The sequence below is a fragment of the Prevotella sp. KH2C16 genome, from assembly GCF_900113305.1.
In the GTDB taxonomy this organism is placed as follows: domain Bacteria; phylum Bacteroidota; class Bacteroidia; order Bacteroidales; family Bacteroidaceae; genus Prevotella.
Genome location: NZ_FOOW01000001.1, coordinates 87883 through 106703 on the forward strand (window position 1 = coordinate 87883; position 18821 = coordinate 106703).

Sequence of the window (18821 nt, forward strand, 5' to 3'; positions counted from 1 at the left end):
ATAGATTAATAACCAGGATTCTGCGGATACTCCGCACCAGAGTTGGAGTTGATTACCTGTCCAGGGATAGGATACTGGTACATCCATGGCTTCATACCCGTAACATAGCGGACCACATTAGGCGTGCTGCCTACCTGACCCTCTACATGACCACTTCTATCCTCTGTGATACCCAGCTGGTTGATGAGGTCGGCATTGGCATTGGTATAGCTGATACCATACTTGCGTGTGCGCTCATACAAGGTATTGCTCTTCAGAGGATCCTGTACAGGATACTTGGAAGTAACATAGCTGCCGCAGTTAGGATTGCAAGACAGACGGTTCAGAGTAACGAAACGCATCTCCTCACCCAGCAACTCACGAGTACGCTCGTCGAGGATGTAGTCGATATCAATATCGCTGGCAGAGCAATGAGGTGCACCTACACGGTCGCGCAATGTATTGATGTCCTGGGCAGCCTTGGCCTTATCACCCTTCGCCAGATAAGCCTCCGCACGGAGCAGATAGGTCTCGGCTACACGGGCAAGATAAAGCTCGCAAGCATACTCCTGAGTGTTTCCATGGGGATGCTGGTCTTCTGATATTTTCCAGAGACGAGGCTGCAGAACGGTCAGAGTGTCCCCGCCGAGCACCTTCAGTCCAGGCTCGTTAGGATTATCCTTCTCACGCTGCAGGATGACTTTGTAGAGATCGCGGATGCCTTTGCCACTCGGAGCATACCAGTTGCGTTGCATCATGGCCTCTGAACCACGGAAGTCCTTGATGTTCTTGTATTCGTCAGAACCACGAGGAATGCCCCAGATATCCCAGATAGTGTGCTCAGAGAGCATCCAAGAGTTAGCTACATAGCCATAGCCACCCCCAAGAGAGTCTTTCTGAGTTGTGGTCATACGATAGCGGTTAGCGACGGCGGGATCGGTAATACCGTCTTGTGAAGCCAAGCGATTAGAGCCTACCACGCCGGCAGGATAGCAGGCACCGTCGGCAGTCCACTTGTAAACCTTCTCACCTGACTTCAAAGTATATGTACCGGCATTATCACGACACATAGCGTTAGGATTCCACTGAGATTCCCAGCCATTGTAGCCACGAACACGCCACCATGCCATACCGGAACCACCAGTATCATAAGTACCATAGTTGAACTGGGCTGTCCAGAGAGCTTCCTTATTGCCGTTCACGCCGTAGTCTTGATTGGTATTGCCATTCTTGTCTCCACGGAACAAATCCCAGTAGGCGTTCACCTTGTGGCCATAGCGGTCGGTAGCCTGAGTGGCACGGACGCCGAAGCGATTGGTCATCAACTCCACATCACCATCCTGCTTTCCGATTACGCGAGAAGCAGCGGCAATAGCACCGTCGAAATCACCCAAGGCAAGGTCTACCTCAGCCAGGAAGTGGTCGGCAGCAGCACGAGCCGGGCAACCTATCATACGCGGAGTCTTAGGCATGTGCTCGGCAGCATAGGTAAGGTCTTCCTTCACGAATTCCCAAACCTCCTGGCGCTCACTTACCGTATAACCAGTCTCAATCGTAGTGGTGTGGTGTCTCAGAATAGGCACTCTTCCGAACATAGCAGCCAGGTTGCGATAGCACCAGGCACGCATGAAGCGAGCCTCACCCATCAGTTCTTCCTTCTTGGTATCGCTGGTGTAAGTGATGTTTGGACGCTCGTCAATCATGTCAATCACGGTGTTAGCATAGTTGATGATGTTGAAAAGACCATCAAACCAGTGGCGGCCGTTACCGTTATCAACGGCACCGAAAGAGGCAGGATTGTTCCAGAAGTTGTTGGCTCCGGTAGAGCCAAACTGGTCGAGACCCGGACCGTGCAGAATGTAGTTATGGTTTCCGTTAGGTCCATACATGAGATACTGAATACCGCCGTTGGCACTTGACGAGCCAGACTTATAGCAGGCATTCAGACCCATCTCTATCTCATTCTGAGTGTTATAAAGAGTTTTGCTGTCAAGGCCATAGGAATGCTCTTCCAAGAAGTCATCGTCGCTCTGGCAGCCAGCAAGTCCCAGTGCCAAAGTTCCTACTGCAAAACTTAACAATATTTTATTGAATTTCATATGCATTTCCTTTCTTGATTAGAATGTGAAGTTAAGACCGAAAGTAATGGTGCGGTAAGTACCGATAGAGCCATAGCGCCCAGATGAAACTCCGGCTGCGATCGTTCCGCCATCCTCCGGATCAAGCCCTCTCCAGCTGGTAATGGTGAACAGGTCGGTGCCTGCAATATAAGCACGCAGACCCTGCAGACCCAGAGGAGCAATGAGCTTCTTGTCGAAGTTGTAAGAGAACACGAGGTCTTTGAGCTTCAGGAAGCCGCGACCCTGCCAGTACAGGTAGCCCAGATTGTTTTCATATCCGAATCTCGGATAGATATCGGTGTGGTTTTCTGTTGTCCAAGGATTCACCTCGTCGAGCTGTGCCCCACTGCCACCGAGCGCATAAGCATTCGGGTTGAGACCCAGGAAGTGAGTATCAGAACTTGGCATCCAGCGGAAGTTGAAGTACAGGCTGAAGTTCTTATAAGATAAGGTATTACCAAAGTTCAGGGTAAACAACGGATCGGTGTCGCCAATCACATGCTTATCTTCACTATCAATCTTGCCGTTATGATTTGAGTCCTCAAACTTCAGATCACCTGGCTTGGCTGTCGGCATGATTACCGTGCCGTCAGCACTCTTATAGTTATCAATCTCTTCCTTGCTCTGGAAGATACCGAGCTTCTTATAGTCGTAGGCCGCATTGATAGAGCTTCCCTTTACGAGTGCATAGTAACTGTCTGGACCGTAAGCCTCATAGTTGGCCACATCCTTACCATTCTCATCGCCCTTATAGTCTTTTCCGTAAAGTGTCATCACCTTATTGCGGGAGAGATTGAAAACAACCTGAGATTCCCAACGGAATTGATCGTTGCCGTCGCCGTCGATGTTTACAGAGTTCAAGGTAATCTCAATACCCTTGTTCGCAACCTTACCGAGGTTGGTCCAGGCAGTCTGGAATCCAGAAGGATAAGGAATGGAACGGGGCATCAGCATGTTGGTGGTGCGCCCCGTATAGAGGTCAATGGTACCGCTCAGGCGATTCTTCAGCACAGCAAAGTCAAGACCGAGGTTATACTTGGTAATGGTTGCCCACTGCAGGTCTGGGTTACCTACTGATGTCGGATAGTAAACGAGCTGAGAATCATTGCCCAACCATGTGTAGCCAGTAGTTACACCGGCGATGGTCTGATAAGCGTTTACGGAACGGCTACCGTTCTGTCCCCAGGAGAGGCGCAGCTTCAGATAGTCGAGCCAGCTGACATTGTCCTTGATGAAACTCTCATTCGAGAGAACCCATGCTCCACTCACTCCGTAGAAGTTACCCCACTTCTTGTTGTCGCCAAATGCCGAGTAACCATCCCGACGGAAGTTGAAAGTCAGATAGTAGGTGCTTGCATAGTTGTAGTTCAAGCGGGCCAGATAGGCGATTGACTGAGTACGAGTCCTTCCGCGTTGGATGGTCTTGGTGTTAGCAGCATCAGCGCCATAGAAGCCCAGAGATGTGGTACCTGTGAAGTCGCTGTAGCTGAATTTCAGAGCATCGTTGTTGTAAGCCTCACGGGTGTAGCCCAGGGTTGCATCCACATGATGCTTGCCGAAGTCCTGGTAGTAGCTCAGGATGTTATCCACATTCCAAGTATAAGAGTGCCCGGTCTCAGAGTGTCCCTGAGCCTGATTGTTATACTGTGAAGGGTTATCCATGTCGCTCGTACTATTGGTATCTACGAAATACTCCGGCCGGCCAAACCAGTCGCTGGCACTATAGTTGCGACGAGCGTTCAAGTTGAAACGATAAGACAGCCCGGGGAGGAACGGAAAGTCAACCTGCGTGTAGAACACGCCGTTGATATTCTGATTGTTACCCTGCTTGTCTGTCCACAGGAAAGAATGTTCTATATCAGTACCCCAGTAAGGACTCACATAAGAATTACCTGCACCCGCAGGATCTCTCTGATACCAACTGCTATACTGATCATTAATCACATTGCCTTCGGCATCCGTGCGATGCAACTTCACATAAGACAGAGGAGATGTCCATGTGGCCAGGTTCATGCTGGCGGGAACGCCCCAATTCCGTGCGCTGAGGTAATTACCCTTCAGACCCATACGCAACCAAGAGTTGAGCGTAACATCAATCTTGGAGAGAATGTTGAACTTCTCATAGTCATCTCCACGCTGCACGCCCTTCGTGCGAGTATAGTCAGCCGACAGGTAATAGTGCACATACTTGGAACCTCCGCTCACATTGATGTCATATTTCTGGCCCAGACCCGTGCGTGTCATCTCGTCAATCCAGTCTGTCCAAGTGCCGTCCTTCCAAGCCTCCTGCTCCACGGCTGTAAGCATGCTGCTGAGGATGGTACCATTGGCAGGATCGAAGTCAAGGTCGGCCACGGTCTGGTTACCGGTAGCCTTGGCAAAGTTGAAGCGATTGCGCAGTAACTTCACCTTGTCGTTTACCATGTCAGGCTTTGTCGACCAGTCAGAGAAACTCCACTGCGTGTTGAATCTCACGACAGGCTTCTCTGTTCCGCCGCGCTTGGTGGTGATGATAATCACACCATTGGCAGCACGGGAACCGTAGATGGCAGCCGAAGAGGCATCTTTCAGCACATCGATGGTCTCGATATCGCTGGTGTTGATTTCATTGATGGATCCGGAGAAAATCACTCCGTCCACAACGAGCAGCGGCTGGTTAACGCCCTGAACGCTCAAGCGCTTATCTGTAGGGATAGAGTTCATGCCACGGATGTTCATCGTTGCCATGTTATCACCGGCCGCGCTGTTGGTAGGGCGATAGGTGATACCGGCCACCTGGCTTGACAGCGCGGTCATGGCATTGGGGTTAGGCAGGTTGGCAATGGTGCTGTTGGCAAAGCGAACACTCGAGATGGCGCCCGAGACATCCTTTCTCTTGGCAGTGCCATAGCCCACTACGACGACCTCTTCCAGTCCTTCGGTGTCTTCCTCAAGGTTGACAGAGACACTACCGCTGCCCGCAGCCACATCCTGTGATTTGTAGCCCACATAGCTCACGGAAATCTTGGATCCCTCACCAATCTGCAATGTAAACTTTCCGTCAATGTCGGTAATGGTGCCGTTCGAGGGATGCCCCTTCTCCACCACCGTAGCTCCCATTACGGGCTGACCTGTCTCGTCGAGGACCGTGCCCGTAACTGTCTTCTTTGCCTGCTGCTGTAGGGCAACAGTTTTCTCATTAGCGTAGCTTCCCGCTGCCGACACACATACTGGAGCCAGCAGGAACAAAGAGGCGGCAAACAGATACTTCCACTGTCTCCTCTCCGGCAAACCGAATGAACGACTCTTCAAATTCTCATCCATAAATTATTATTTTAGGTTAAACTTATATATTGATTTCTTGATATCATTTCCACAACAGCATGCTGCCGTGGAATTGGTTTTTAATGGATTGCTTCTGCTTTCTATGTTCTCCTTATATTTATATATATTAAGACTCCGTTTATTATTCCGATGGTATTTTCCGACAGGGACTTACTGTATATTTATCATGGCATCACTCTGCGAACCACTCCCTCCCCCTCTTAAATCGCAATGCAAATATACTGAATATTTTGTTTTTTACAAAGATTTTATTCTTTTTTTAATTTAGGCTCCTTAAAAAGAGGTTAAAATATGCGCAACTTATTGCGCAGCCTGTAATTTTCCCAGACAATTGCACTTAATACCGTAATTGCGGCAAACGGCAATCAAGGAATGCCCGGGCAAGGAAGAGTTCCGGCCGACGCCGGCCGGAACAATACTGGAAGACAAGGCCTTCCATCAAAGGCCATCCTGCATATAAGTCTTTTGTTTTAAGTATTTTACACATAAAATGTTAAAATAATGGCACAAATTCGTCTTTTCTCATGAATAATGATTACCTTTGCACCCGTTTTATAAAACATTCTATATTGAAGACATTTGAAGAATTAGGCGTTAACGAAGATATTCGCCGCGCCATCACGGAACTGGGATTCGAGCATCCCATGCCCGTTCAAGAAGAAGTAATCCCCTATTTACTTGGTAATGGAAACGATGTAATCGCCCTGGCACAGACCGGAACCGGCAAGACAGCCGCCTTCGGAATTCCCCTTTTGCAGAAGATTGATCCTGATAAAAAGGAGACACAGGCCCTGATTCTCAGCCCTACCCGTGAGCTATGCCTGCAGATTGCCGACGACCTGACTGACTTTTCCAAGTACATGAAGGGCGTGCATATCGTGGCCGTGTATGGCGGAGCTTCCATCGAGACCCAGATTCGCACCCTTCGCCACGGCGTGGAGATCATCGTGGCGACGCCCGGGCGACTGATAGACCTGATGAAGCGCGGCGTGGCCAAGCTCGACCATGTGAACAATGTGGTGCTCGATGAGGCCGACGAGATGCTGAACATGGGCTTCCAGGAGAGCATCAACACCATCCTGGAGAATGTTCCGGACGACCGCAACACCCTGCTCTTCTCGGCAACGATGAGCCGCGACATCGAGAAAATCGCCAAGTCCTACCTCCACGACTATAAGGAAATCGTGGTCGGCTCAAGGAATGAGGGTGCCGAGAATGTGAACCATATCTATTATATGGTGCACTCCAAGGACAAGTATCTCGCCCTGAAGCGCATCGTGGACTTCCATCCGCGCATCTTCGCCATCATCTTCTGCCGCACGAAGATAGAGACTCAGGAGATTGCCGACAAGCTCATCAAGGACGGCTACAATGCCGAAGCCCTGCACGGCGACCTGAGCCAGCAGCAGCGCGACCTCACCATGCAGAAGTTCCGCCAGCACACCGTACAGCTGCTCGTGGCCACCGATGTGGCTGCCCGCGGACTGGATGTAGACGACCTGACGCATGTCATCAACTACGGACTGCCCGACGACATCGAGAACTATACCCACCGCAGCGGCCGAACAGGGCGCGCGGGCAAGAAGGGAACCTCCATCTCCATCATCCACACGAGGGAGAAGTCGAAGGTTCGCGCCATCGAGAAGGAGATAGGCAAAGAGTTTGTAGACGGAACGCTTCCTGCTCCGGAGGAGATTTGCAAGAAACAGCTCTACAAAGTGATGGACGACATCATGAAGACAGATGTCGAGGAAGATCTCATCGCGCCGTATATGGAGGAAATCAACCGCCAGTTCGAATACATCGACAAAGAGGACATCATCAAGAAGATGGTTACCGTAACCTTCGGCCGGTTCCTCAACTACTATAAGAATGCCCCTGAAATCGTGAAGCCCACCTCCTCACGCGGCGACAATAAAGGCGGCCGCGGCGAGCGCAAGGGCCAGGGCAGAGGTCCCCGCAGGGCCGAGTCCGGCTATCAGCGCCTCTTCATCAACCTCGGCAAGGCCGACGGATTCTATCCCGGAGAGATCATGCAGTTCCTCAACAAGAACATGCACGGCCATCAAGAGGTGGGGCACATCGACCTGCTGAGCAAGTTCTCTTATATCGAAGTTCCCCAGGAGGATGCCCGCAAGGTGATGAAAGCCCTCAACGGAGCCTTCTACAAGGGTCGCGAGGTGCGCTGCAACGACGCCGATGACACGGGGCACGGCCGATCGTCGAGAGGCGGAGGCCGCAGCGACAGAGGCTCCTCACGAGGCCGCAAGTCGCGTGATTATGGCCGTCAGGCTCGTCCCGAGCGGGTCAGCCAGAAGGAAGACTGGCGCGACCTGATGGGCGAAGCTCCCTTTAAGTTCAAGGGCGAGGATCCAGACTTCAGCGAAGAGGGATGGGCACGACGCCGTCCGAAGAAGAAGAAATAAGCCCGCTGCGGTCGGCTTTCCCTTCCGGGAAGCTCATCGCAACCGCCATTCAACATCAATCCCCATGCAAGTCGCTATGACATTTGCATGGGGATTTTGCTTTGCCTACGGCCAGAGCCGGGGCGGGAAATCGCTCAATAGCCCGGCGGAAGGATGATCGGGCCGCGGCTACGCTTGCCGTAGACGGCCTTCTCCACCACCGTGCGGACGAGTCCTCCCAAGGGGAGCTCGACCTTTACCTTCCTCGAGATATTGAATTTAGGCGTGAGGATGGGGCTTGTAATCCACCTGCGCCCGAAAGCGTCGTAGTAACGCTCTGCCCCGACATCGACGCCGAAGCCCTGCCCGATCCATGTCAGGTAACCTCCATAGCGGGAGGTTGCCACGAAGGGGAAGGCTGCCATCGAGAAATAAGGCTGCGCGTTGTAATACTGTCCGAAGAGCGTGGCGCTCAGGCGGTCGGTAAGTTGATAGGACAACTGCCCCTGCACGCCATACTGCGTGGCCACATGGAGGGCACGATAGCGGGCTGCCGTGGCACCCATGCGCAGGTGCAGGGCACCGAAACTGCGGCCGAAGCCCACCGAAGCCGACTGCACGGTGAGCAGGCCCGGATATTCCCGCCAACCGCTCGCGCCGTAGAAATCGAATCCCCGGGCATGGGCAATCTCGCCTGTCTGCGAAAAATCGTAGCTGCCCGGAGGCACCGCATAAGGCAGAACCGGCATGCCAAATGGAGCTAAGGACAGCGCCTGCTCGTCTTTCCAAGCGTGCTGAAGCCTCCTGTGGGCGGCCGTATCTGCCATGGCCGGCAGCCCCTTGACAGACAACTCCAGAGGCTTTTCCCACGGTTTTGCCTCCGGCAACGGTCTTGGAAGTGGCAATGCCGACGCCGGCTGCTCACCGTTCATCTTCGGCGAGCCCACCTCTTCAGGCTTCACTTCCTGTGCCAAGGCTGCCTGAACCAGGCATGCCAACAGTAAAAACACGCTCAATCTCCTCATTATCTGGTGTATTTTAAACATCTTACTACTACGGGAATTCACCCTCCTTGCGGCTTATCGCCGGATTACACGCCGTGTGTAAGGTCGTTACAAGCCCTTTGTAAGGCCGTTACAAGCGGCGTGTAACATTCCCGGAAACCGAGGAGCGGATACACGGCTGCGACTCGCCCGCCCCCGGCTCGCCCCTTGCCGCAAATATACGAAAAGTTTCCGGAAGTCCAAACAAGGTCGGACAAAAAAATGAGAGGTCGCTTGGCGGATTTGCCTTCATGGCGTGTTTTACTTATAAAAGCGCATGCAAATGGACATTCGAATCATAAGATACGCCAACGGCGAACTGCCCGCGCAGGAGAAGGAGTCGCTCCTCCGGGACGCCGGGGCCGACCCGCTGCTCAGACAGCAGCTCATGGAGGTGCTGAATGTATCGGCACTCGCCGCGCTGCACCCCGCCGCAGCCGACGGAAATGCGGGCAGGGAGTCGCTCAGGCAGTTCAGGCAGGCTCGCACGAAGGAGCGCAGACTGGCGGCGCGCCGCAGCCTCCTGAAGTATGCCGCAGGGTTCGTGCTCGGGCTGCTGGCTGCCACGGCCGTCGTCTACTTCAACGGCAGGGACGGCCGCACGACCTATCAGGAACTGTCGGTCCCCTATGGCCAGCGCGCCCGCATCACCCTCCCCGACGGCAGCAAGGCATGGGTGAACTCGGGGAGCACGCTGCGCTATCCGTCAGCCTTCGGCAGCAAGCGTCTGGTGGAGCTGCGGGGCGAGGGACTCTTCGAGGTGGCCAAGGACCATCGACACCCGTTCATCCTGTCTTCAAAGGGCGTGCTCGTCAGAGCCCTCGGCACCCGGTTCAATGTCTACGGATATGACTCCCGGCCCCTGACGGTGTCCCTGCTCGAAGGCGCAGTGAAGGTCTACCCCCGTGCGAGGGAGCGCGAGGGAGTGGTCCTGTTGCCGGGGCAACAGGTCGTGGCCGACGGGCGCGGGCTCACGGTCTCCCCCATTAATCAGGATGTGTCGTCATGGCAGGACGGAGTGCTGAGCTTCCATGCGACGGAGATGGGCGACATCGTGCAGAAACTGCAACTCTACTATGGCGTGAAGATTACCGCCGCCTCGCCCGACATCCTCACCAAGAGCTACACGGGAAAGTTCCGGCAGCAGGACGGACTGGTGGAGATACTCCGCCTCATCAGCAAGGTGCACCACTTCAAGATATCGTGGAACGAGAAGAAAAACGAAATCATACTCTATCACTAAAACCTAAAGCCTATGACAATAAGCCCATCTGCCTGCGACGGATAGACTCCCCACGAGACCATCTGCCACCGACGACCCCGCGCGCCACGACATACGGTGGGCGCGGCCGCCGGCAAAACCAATGAACTTATCTATCAAAAACCAAAACTACACATGGAAATTATTCAATCATCCGTTCGGAGAACATCCGAAAGAGACGGGAACAGACGCAAGCCGTCGCTGCGCCCGCTTCTCCTGCTTGCGCTCATGTTCTGCCTTCTGGGCGGTCAGAAAGCCTATGCACAGAATCAATCCGTAAGTCTCCCGTCGGGAAGCCTCACCATCGCCAAGTTCTTCAACACCCTGGAGAAGCAGACTGGCTACCTGCTCGTCTACAGCGATGTGGACCTCAATGTAAACTCCACCGTCAGCTTCCCGAAGACCAAGGGGACAATGGGCTACTTCCTCGACAACTTCGTGAAAGGGCGAGACATCAAGTATGAGATCACGCCCAACAAGTATATCGTCTTCTCCAAGGCCTCTGCACAGGCACAGGCTACGGCGCAGACCGGCAAGAGCAAACTCTCCGGAACCGTAACCGACCCCGACGGCGAGCCGCTCATCGGAGCCACCGTAACCCAGAAAGGCACCCAGAACAAGGTGGTAACCGACATCGACGGCAACTTCACCATAGAGGCTCCCGTGGGTTCGCCCCTCGTCATCTCCTATATCGGGTCGGAGGACAGGGAGGTAAGAGGAGACCATAACATGAGCGTTACGCTCAAGGACGACACCAAATCGCTGGAGGAAGTGGTCGTTGTGGGCTACGGCACCATGAAGAAGAAGAACCTCACGGGAGCCGTGAGTGCCATCGACGCAAGCACCATCAGCGACAGCCATGCCACCAATCTGGCCAACGCCTTGCAGGGAGCGGCCGCCGGACTCACCATCAACCGCTCCGACGGAGCACCCGAAGGCAATTCCACCCTGCTCATCCGAGGTGTAACCACCATCAGCGACTCCAGTCCGCTGGTCATCATCGACGGCGTTCCCGGCGACATGAGCATGGTGAATCCGGATGATGTAGACAATGTATCGGTGCTGAAAGACGCCGCCTCGGCAGCCATCTACGGCTCCCGTGCGGCGGCAGGCGTTATCCTGATAACGACGAAGCGCGCAAAGTCTTCCGACCTCTCGCTGTCTTACAACATGGAGTTTGCCTACGACAGCCCCACCTCAACCCCGGGCTATGTGGGCTGGAAACGCTTCATGGAGATGACCAACGAACTGCGCTACAACGACAACCCTGACGGCGGGAAGAACCAGACCTACCCGCAGGACCTGATAGACAATTACCTGACCTACAACGCACAGAACCCCGACCAGTATCCCATCACGAACTGGGAAGACTACCTCTACAAGAGCCACACCAATCGTCAGTCGCACGCCATCAACCTCATGGGAGGAGGAAAGGTAGTCAGGAGCAAGGCCTCGTTCCGCTACGACAAGAACGACGGCATGTATGCCAACCGGAACTATGAGCGCTATATGACGCGCATCAACAACGACTTCGAATTCAACAAGTATATTGAAGCCCACCTGGACGCCAACTTCACCTTCACAAAGTCGAATACGCCGCACAACAATCCCTATGCCGACGGCGCGAGGAACATTCCTCCCATCTACGCCGTCTACTGGTCGGACGGACGCTACGGCGATGTGAAGGACGGCGAGAACATCGTGGCCAAGATTCGGGAAGGCGGCTTCGTGCGCACCAATCGCTACAACATCGGCGGAAAGGGAGAGATCAATGTCAAGCCCATAGACGGCCTGAAGCTCTCGGCCATTGTATCGCCCAACTTCTCCTTCACCAAGATCAAGGACTTCACCAAGCAGATTCCCTACACCAACGCGGGGGACCCCAACAAGATCATGGGCTACATGGGAGGATTCTATACGACGCAGCTGAAGGAGGAACGGAACGATGCCTACAACATCACGACGCAGTTTTTGGCCAACTACGAGAAGTCGTTCGGCTCGCACAACATCGCAGCGATGGCGGGCTACGAGTACTACTACATGAAGGAGGAGACCATGTCGGGCTCCGGCAATAACTATGAGCTCACGGAGTATCCGTATCTCGACCTGAGCCCCAACGACTTCAGGGACACGGGCGGAAACGCTCTGGAATACTCCTACCGGTCATACTTCGGGCGCATCAACTACTCCTATGCCCACAAATATCTGCTGGAGTTCGACCTTCGTCGGGACGGTTCCTCGCGCTTCGCAAAAGACACCCGGTGGGTAACCTTCCCCTCCGCCTCTGCCGGATGGGTGGTTTCCGAGGAGAATTTCATGAAGAATATAGGCTGGCTGGACTATCTGAAACTCCGTGCCTCGTATGGCAAGCTGGGCAACGAGCGCATCGGAAGCTATTATCCCTACCAAGCCTCCATCGACTTCGGAACGGCTCTCATGATGAACAATGGCGTGCCCGTAACCGTAACGACGGCCGCCCAAGGTAAGTATGCCGTGAGAAACATCTCTTGGGAGACCACTGAAACCTGGGACATCGGTCTCGACGCGAGATTCCTGCGGAACAGGCTGGGACTCTCCTTCGACTATTACCGCAAGAACACCAAGGGCATGCTTCTGGCTCTGCAGATACCCATCTTCATGGGATATGAGAACCCCGATGTGAATGCCGGCACCATGCATACCAACGGCTTCGATCTGGAGCTGTCGTGGAGAGACCACATCGGTGAACTCAACTACAGCGTCGCCTTCAACCTGACGGACTATAAGTCGGTGATGGGCAACCTGAACGGAACGGAGTTCGTAGGCGAGCAGATCAACCGCGAGGGTAGTGAATACAACCAATGGTACGGATATCTCTGCGACGGAATCTACCAGACACAGGAAGAAGTGGACAACTCTGCCAAGCTGAACCAGAATATCAAGGTGGGCGACCTGAAGTATCGCGACATCTCAGGGCCGGATGGAAAACCCGACGGAATCATCTCCCCGGAATACGACCGCACCCTGCTGAAAGGATCTCTGCCGCGCTTCCTCTATGGCATGAGCCTCAATGCCGCCTACAGAGGCTTCGATTTCTCGATGTCGTTCCAAGGAGTCGGCCAGAGATGGGTAAGGAAGACAACTGCCATGGTGGAGGGCCTTGCCAACAACTGGACGACTTTCCCCGACATCATAGACGGTAAATACTGGAGCTCCTACAACACCGACGAGCAGAATGCGGCAGCCATATACCCGCGGCTCAGCCGTTCGGCCCGCGATGCCAACTACGCCATGTCGGACCACTGGCTCTTCAACGGATGGTATCTACGCTGCAAGAACATCACGCTCGGCTACACCCTGCCCAGCTCGTGGGTGAGCAAGGCGTTTGTGAAATCCCTGCGCGTATATGTGGCAGCCAACGACCTCTTCTGCTTCAACAACCACCCCAAGGGCTGGGATCCGGAAGTGAGCGATGCGGGGTACCCTATTATGCGGTCATTAATGTTCGGACTGAATGTGAACTTCTAAGAAATTGAATTATGAAAAGAAATATTTTATATGCAATCTGCCTGATAGGAACCTTCATCGGAATGACTTCCTGCCATGACTTGAACTTGAATCCGCTGTCGAACGGGTCGACCGAGAACTGGTATTCCACGGCAAAGGAAATAGAGATGGCCGTCAATGCCATGTACTCGTCGACATACTGGAGACCGGAAGGAGACAACCAGACCGACTGGAGCGACGACGCCGTATACCGCGAGAGCCTTACTGAATTCGAGAACGCGACGATTACCAGCGAGAACTGGATTGTGTCGCTATACTGGCGGACGAACTTCCAGATGGTGTCGTATTCCAACAGCGTAATCAACAAATACCGGCGTGCCATCAACAACGGAGCCAACGAGGCGGAGGTCATGGCCTTCGTCGGCGAGGCAAAATTCTTCCGCGGGGTGGCCTATGGACGACTGTTGACACGGTTCGGAGATGTTCCCTACCTCACTTCAGAAATCAATATTGACGAAGGATTGAACATGGCACGCACGCCCAAGGACGAGGTCTTGCGCCATGTCTATGCCGACCTTGACTCGGCGGCACTACTTCTCCCTGTCAGTTACTCCGGTAATCAGCGCGCCACGAAAGGTGCCGCACTTGCCATGAAGGCCAGAATCGCCCTGTATCTGGGCGACTACGCGACAGCTGCACAGGCGTCGAAAGCCGTAATGGACTTGGGTGTCTATGATCTTGAACCCAGCTACAGGAAGTTGTTCTTGCAGAGCACGAAGTCGTCTAAGGAGTTCATTTTCATCCTGCCAAGATCAATTTCCATGAACATAGATGTGCTGAATTCAACGACCGTGAAGAACAAGATGGTCAGGAATGCAGGCGGATGGTCGGCCGTAGACCCGTCTTGGGACCTGCTGGCCGCATACACCTGCACCGACGGTCTGCCCATAGACGAGTCGCCATTGTTCGACTCCCATAATCCTTTCAAGAATCGCGATCCCCGCTGTTCGGAGACGCTGGTTCCCTTCGGAGAGTCGTTTCTCGGCTATGTCTACAGTCCTTCGCCCGCCGATACGGAAGTTCTCAATACAAAAACAGGGAAGATGGGGTACAACAACGATACCCGCATCAACAAGCAATATGCCTCTTTCAACGGACTCGTATGGAAGAAAGGCATCGATGAATCTTGGATGGATAACGGCTATACGGCAGAGAATCCGCTGATTGTGATGCGCTATGCCGATGTACTTCTCATGTATGCGGAAGCCAAGATAGAGCTGAACCAGATAGACCAGACCGTCGTGGATGCCATGAACACCGTCAGGGCCAGAGCCTACGGGGTGGACAAAGCGGCCATTACAAGCTATCCGGCATTCAGCATTCTGCCTCAGAAGGACATGCGGAAGCAGCTGCGCATGGAGCGACGCATGGAGCTGGCCGGCGAAAACCTGCGCTTCGCCGACCTGATGAGGTGGCATTTGTCGGAGGTAGTCATGAAGAAAAAGCAGTATGGCATGCTCTATCCGGCCACAGACTGCCTGACAAAGGTCGTTAACACGGGCAACTGGTTCTGGCCCGTTACCCCCGACATTGACGACAACGGGTGCCCCGACTTCACGAAGATGGAGGCCACCGGCCTCATCCAGGTGCTCTCCCAGCGGCAATGGGACGACCGCCAGTATCTCTGGCCGATACCTGCCAAAGAGAAACAAATCAACGACAAGATAACCCAGAACCCGGGATATTGACATCCTCAATGGCAGGGAGGCCGAACGGCCTTCCTGCCTGTTTTCACTTCTCGCTAAAATCCATTTCACACGATGAAAAGAATTCTACTCTCACTGCTTATCGCCTGTTTCGCCCTCCACATCCATGGGACCGGCATTCTGCTTGAGGCAGAAGCTTTCAAAAACGCAGGAGGCTGGAAGATCGACCAGCAGTTCATGGACATCATGGGGTCGCCCTACCTGATAGCCCATGGCATGGGACAGCCTGTCGCCGACGCGAGCACCGACTTCCGGGCTTCCGCTGCAGGCTATTACCACGCCTATGTGAGAACTTACAACTGGACCTCGCCCTGGAGTGGGCGCAAAGGACCGGGGAAATTCCAGCTTGCAGTAAACGGCACCGTTCTCTCGAAGGTTCTGGGGGAGGGCGAGCCGTCCTGGCAATGGACCTATGTGGGCAAGGTAAAGGTTAAGTCCGGCATCAACACCGTGAGGTTGAAAGACCTGACGGGCTTTGACGGCCGCTGCGACGCTATCTACCTCTGCCAGGAGCAGACGGCGCCGCCCGAAACCGCCGAGGCGCTTCAGAGTTTTCGTAGAGAACATCTGGGCTACCCCCGGAATCCCCCTGAGGCGGGGCGTTTCGACCTCGTTGTCGTGGGAGGAGGCGTGGCTGGCATAGGAGCGGCAGTCTCCGCCGCACGACTGGGGCTGAAGGTTGCCCTGCTGCAAGACCGCCCGATTCTCGGAGGCAACAACAGTTCTGAGGTCAGGGTGCATCTGGGAGGAATGATAGAGGTTGGGCGGTATCCGCGGCTGGGCGGCCTCCTGAAGGAATACGGACCCGCTAAAGAAGGCAACGCCATGGCCGCCTCCAACTATGAGGACGAAAACAAGCTCCGCATCGTACGGCAGGAGAAAAACCTCTCACTCTTCCTGAACCATCATGTAAGCCAACTGGAGAAAGACGGAAACAGGATAACCAGCGTCATCGCCCAGAACATACAGACGGGAGAGAGGCTGCGATTCTCCGCACCGCTGTTTGCCGACTGCACAGGAGACGGCACCGTGGGATACCTTGCCGGAGCCGACTACCGCATCGGCAGGGAAAGCTCCGACAAATATGGAGAGTCGAGGGCTCCCGAGGTTGCCGACAACATGATCATGGGGGTCTCCGTCCAGTGGTACTCCGGTAAGGAACGCAATGTCAGCCGTTTTCCCGACTTCTCCTATGGTATGACTTTCAACGAGGAAACCTGCGAGAAAGTCTACAAGGGCGAATGGACTTGGGAGACGGGCATGTACGAGAACCAGATTGACAGTCTGGAGAAGGTGCGCGACTACGGGCTGCTCGTCGTCTACTCCAACTGGAGCTATCTCAAGAACCACTCCGAGGAGCGCAAGGACTATGAAAAGCGCCGTCTGCAGTGGGTGGCATACATTGCCGGCAAGCGCGAGACGCGACGCCTGTTGGGCGACTATGTGCTGAGCCAGCAGGATCTTACCAAGAATGTATATCACGAGGACGGCTCTTTCACCACTTCGTGGAGCATCGACCTCCACTTTCCCGACAGCATCAACAGCTTGAGATTCCCGGGGCGGGAGTTCAAGGCCGATACGCGCCACACCGTCATCTACCCCTGCGAGGTGCCCTACAGATGCCTGTATTCCCGGAATGTAGACAACCTCTTCATGGCCGGGAGGAACATCAGCGTTACACATGTAGCCCTCGGTTCGGTACGGGTGATGCGCACCACGGCCATGATGGGCGAGGTTGTGGGCATGGCCGCCGCCGTCTGCAGGCGGCAGGAGACTACTCCCCGCGAGGTCTACCAGCGGTATCTGCCCGAGCTGAAGGCACTCATGCGCAGAGGCATCGGCGGTCAGGGGCTGCCCAACAATCAGGATTACAACGAGGGAGGGCACCTGAGTGCTCCCCCTATAATCCAATAGAATATGAAGACAGGTTACATGACGCATGCGGCCCTCCTCCTGGCCGTACTGGCAATGGCGGTCGCCGATGTACGGGGGCAGGATGTAATTCCCCAGCCGGAGAAGCAGGAGACGGGTAAGGGATTCTTCGTGCTGAGCCGCAACACGGCCTTCGTCTCCAACCTCAAGCGACAGGATGCCCAGGCTTTCAAGGGCATGGTCGACGCGTTGAGAGCCCAATCCTCCGCCCCGCAGACAGAGAATACGGTAATCAAACTCATCTCCGAGCACCGGAGAGGCAAGGCATGGGAGGATGTGGGACTGCAGTCTTACAGGCTCACCGTAAGCCCGGACTCCGTCGTCGCCCGTGCCCCTACCACCACAGGGCTGTTCTATGCCCTACAGACCCTGGGCCAACTGGCCGACAACGGCAGGATAGCCTGCACGCGGATAGCAGACAGACCGAGGTTCAAATACCGCGGTCTGATGCTCGACTGCTCCCGCCATTTCTGGTCGCCGGCCTTCATCAAGAAGCAGATAGACGCCATGGCCCGCCTGAAACTCAACCGACTCCACCTCCATCTGGTGGACGGAGGCGGATGGAGACTCGAGATAAAGAAGTATCCGCAACTCACGCGGGAGGGGGCTTACCGCACCCATTCCGACTGGGACGAATGGATAGAGAACGGCAGGAAGTTCTGCCGGAAAGACACGCCCGGAGCCTATGGCGGCTATTACACGCAGAAAGAGATGCGCGAACTTGTAGCCTACGCCCGGGCGAAGCACATCGTCGTCATTCCCGAGATTGAGATGCCCGGCCACAGCAACGAGGTGCTGCACGCCTTTCCGGAGCTCTCGTGCACGGGCAAAGGCAATGGTTTCGACCTCTGCGTGGGCAATCCCAAGACCTTCACCTTCCTCACCGATGTATTGAAAGAGGTGATGGAGATATTTCCCTCGGAGCATATCCACATCGGCGGAGACGAAGCCACCATGCTCTATTGGAAGAAATGCCCCAAGTGCATGGGGCTCTTCCGCGACAGACACTTCACCGACACCCTCCAGATACAGTCCTTCCTCATCGGCCGGATAGACAGTTTCCTGACGGCGCGGGGAAGGAAGATGATCGGCTGGGACGAGATACTGGACAGCACCCGTCTGTCGCCCTCGTCGGTGGTCATGTCATGGAGGGGCGAGCGAGGCGGCATCGCCGCTGCCAAGGCAGGACACCACACCGTCATCTCACCCTCCAGATACTATTATCTTGACCACTTCCAGGCCTCACCCGCCACGGAGCCCAAGGCCATAGGAGGCTTCAGTCCGCTGGAGCGCGTGTACTATTACGACCCCGTACCCGCGGAGCTCCGACATACTCCGGCAGCCGATCGCATAGACGGCGTGCAGGGCAACCTGTGGACGGAATATATCGCCGACGAGCGTCAGGCAGAGTACATGCTCTATCCGCGACTGTTCGCCATCGCGGAGAGCGGCTGGGGAACAAAGACTTCCTATGACCGTTTCGTCAGCCGGTTGCAGACAATCCT

Annotated in this window: 8 protein-coding genes and 1 pseudogene; 6 read left to right on the forward strand and 3 right to left on the reverse strand. The window is 54.7% G+C overall.

The features are described 5' to 3' along the window. Window positions 1–5: 5 nt before the first annotated feature. Window positions 6–2078, reverse strand: coding sequence for a RagB/SusD family nutrient uptake outer membrane protein (locus BM114_RS00410; protein WP_092109703.1), 2073 nt, complete (start codon window positions 2076–2078; stop codon window positions 6–8). 18 nt (window positions 2079–2096) lie between these two features. Further along, entirely contained in the window at window positions 2097–5402 is a 3306-nt protein-coding gene (locus tag BM114_RS00415) for a SusC/RagA family TonB-linked outer membrane protein (protein ID WP_092108955.1), read from the reverse strand. A gap of 590 nt (window positions 5403–5992) precedes the next feature. On the opposite strand from BM114_RS00415, the gene BM114_RS00420 reads away from it, so the two are divergent. Continuing rightward, window positions 5993–7849 (forward strand): DEAD/DEAH box helicase, encoded by a 1857-nt coding sequence (locus BM114_RS00420; protein ID WP_092108958.1) that lies wholly within the window; start codon window positions 5993–5995, stop codon window positions 7847–7849. A gap of 134 nt (window positions 7850–7983) precedes the next feature. On the opposite strand, the gene BM114_RS00425 is transcribed toward BM114_RS00420, so the two are convergent. Continuing rightward, window positions 7984–8853: a hypothetical protein gene (locus BM114_RS00425; RefSeq protein ID WP_143089215.1), complete on the reverse strand. Its 870-nt coding sequence runs from the start codon at window positions 8851–8853 to the stop codon at window positions 7984–7986. 301 nt (window positions 8854–9154) lie between these two features. On the opposite strand from BM114_RS00425, the gene BM114_RS00430 reads away from it, so the two are divergent. The 5 genes and pseudogenes from BM114_RS00430 to BM114_RS14565 form a co-directional block, all read left to right on the forward strand. Further along, entirely contained in the window at window positions 9155–10114 is a 960-nt protein-coding gene (locus BM114_RS00430) for a FecR family protein (protein ID WP_177207006.1), read from the forward strand. Window positions 10115–10267: 153 nt separating this feature from the next. Then, window positions 10268–13639: a SusC/RagA family TonB-linked outer membrane protein gene (locus BM114_RS00435; protein WP_092109704.1), complete on the forward strand. Its 3372-nt coding sequence runs from the start codon at window positions 10268–10270 to the stop codon at window positions 13637–13639. Window positions 13640–13650: 11 nt separating this feature from the next. Beyond that, complete coding sequence (locus tag BM114_RS00440; RefSeq protein WP_092108967.1) at window positions 13651–15366, forward strand: RagB/SusD family nutrient uptake outer membrane protein; 1716 nt, start codon at window positions 13651–13653, stop codon at window positions 15364–15366. Window positions 15367–15438: 72 nt separating this feature from the next. Next, window positions 15439–17298, forward strand: coding sequence for an FAD-dependent oxidoreductase (locus BM114_RS00445; RefSeq protein ID WP_092108970.1), 1860 nt, complete (start codon window positions 15439–15441; stop codon window positions 17296–17298). A gap of 54 nt (window positions 17299–17352) precedes the next feature. Continuing rightward, window positions 17353–18762: pseudogene (locus BM114_RS14565) on the forward strand (beta-N-acetylhexosaminidase); the annotation flags it as partial. Window positions 18763–18821 lie beyond the last annotated feature (59 nt).

Coding starts and splice junctions, on each gene's coding strand:
- BM114_RS00435 (WP_092109704.1), top strand. CDS start 10,268: ATGGAAATTATTCAATCATCCGTTCGGAGAACATCCGAAAGAGACGGG.
- BM114_RS00425 (WP_143089215.1), bottom strand. CDS start 8,853: ATGAGGAGATTGAGCGTGTTTTTACTGTTGGCATGCCTGGTTCAGGCA.
- BM114_RS00440 (WP_092108967.1), top strand. CDS start 13,651: ATGAAAAGAAATATTTTATATGCAATCTGCCTGATAGGAACCTTCATC.
- BM114_RS00415 (WP_092108955.1), bottom strand. CDS start 5,402: ATGGATGAGAATTTGAAGAGTCGTTCATTCGGTTTGCCGGAGAGGAGA.
- BM114_RS00445 (WP_092108970.1), top strand. CDS start 15,439: ATGAAAAGAATTCTACTCTCACTGCTTATCGCCTGTTTCGCCCTCCAC.
- BM114_RS00430 (WP_177207006.1), top strand. CDS start 9,155: ATGGACATTCGAATCATAAGATACGCCAACGGCGAACTGCCCGCGCAG.
- BM114_RS00410 (WP_092109703.1), bottom strand. CDS start 2,078: ATGAAATTCAATAAAATATTGTTAAGTTTTGCAGTAGGAACTTTGGCA.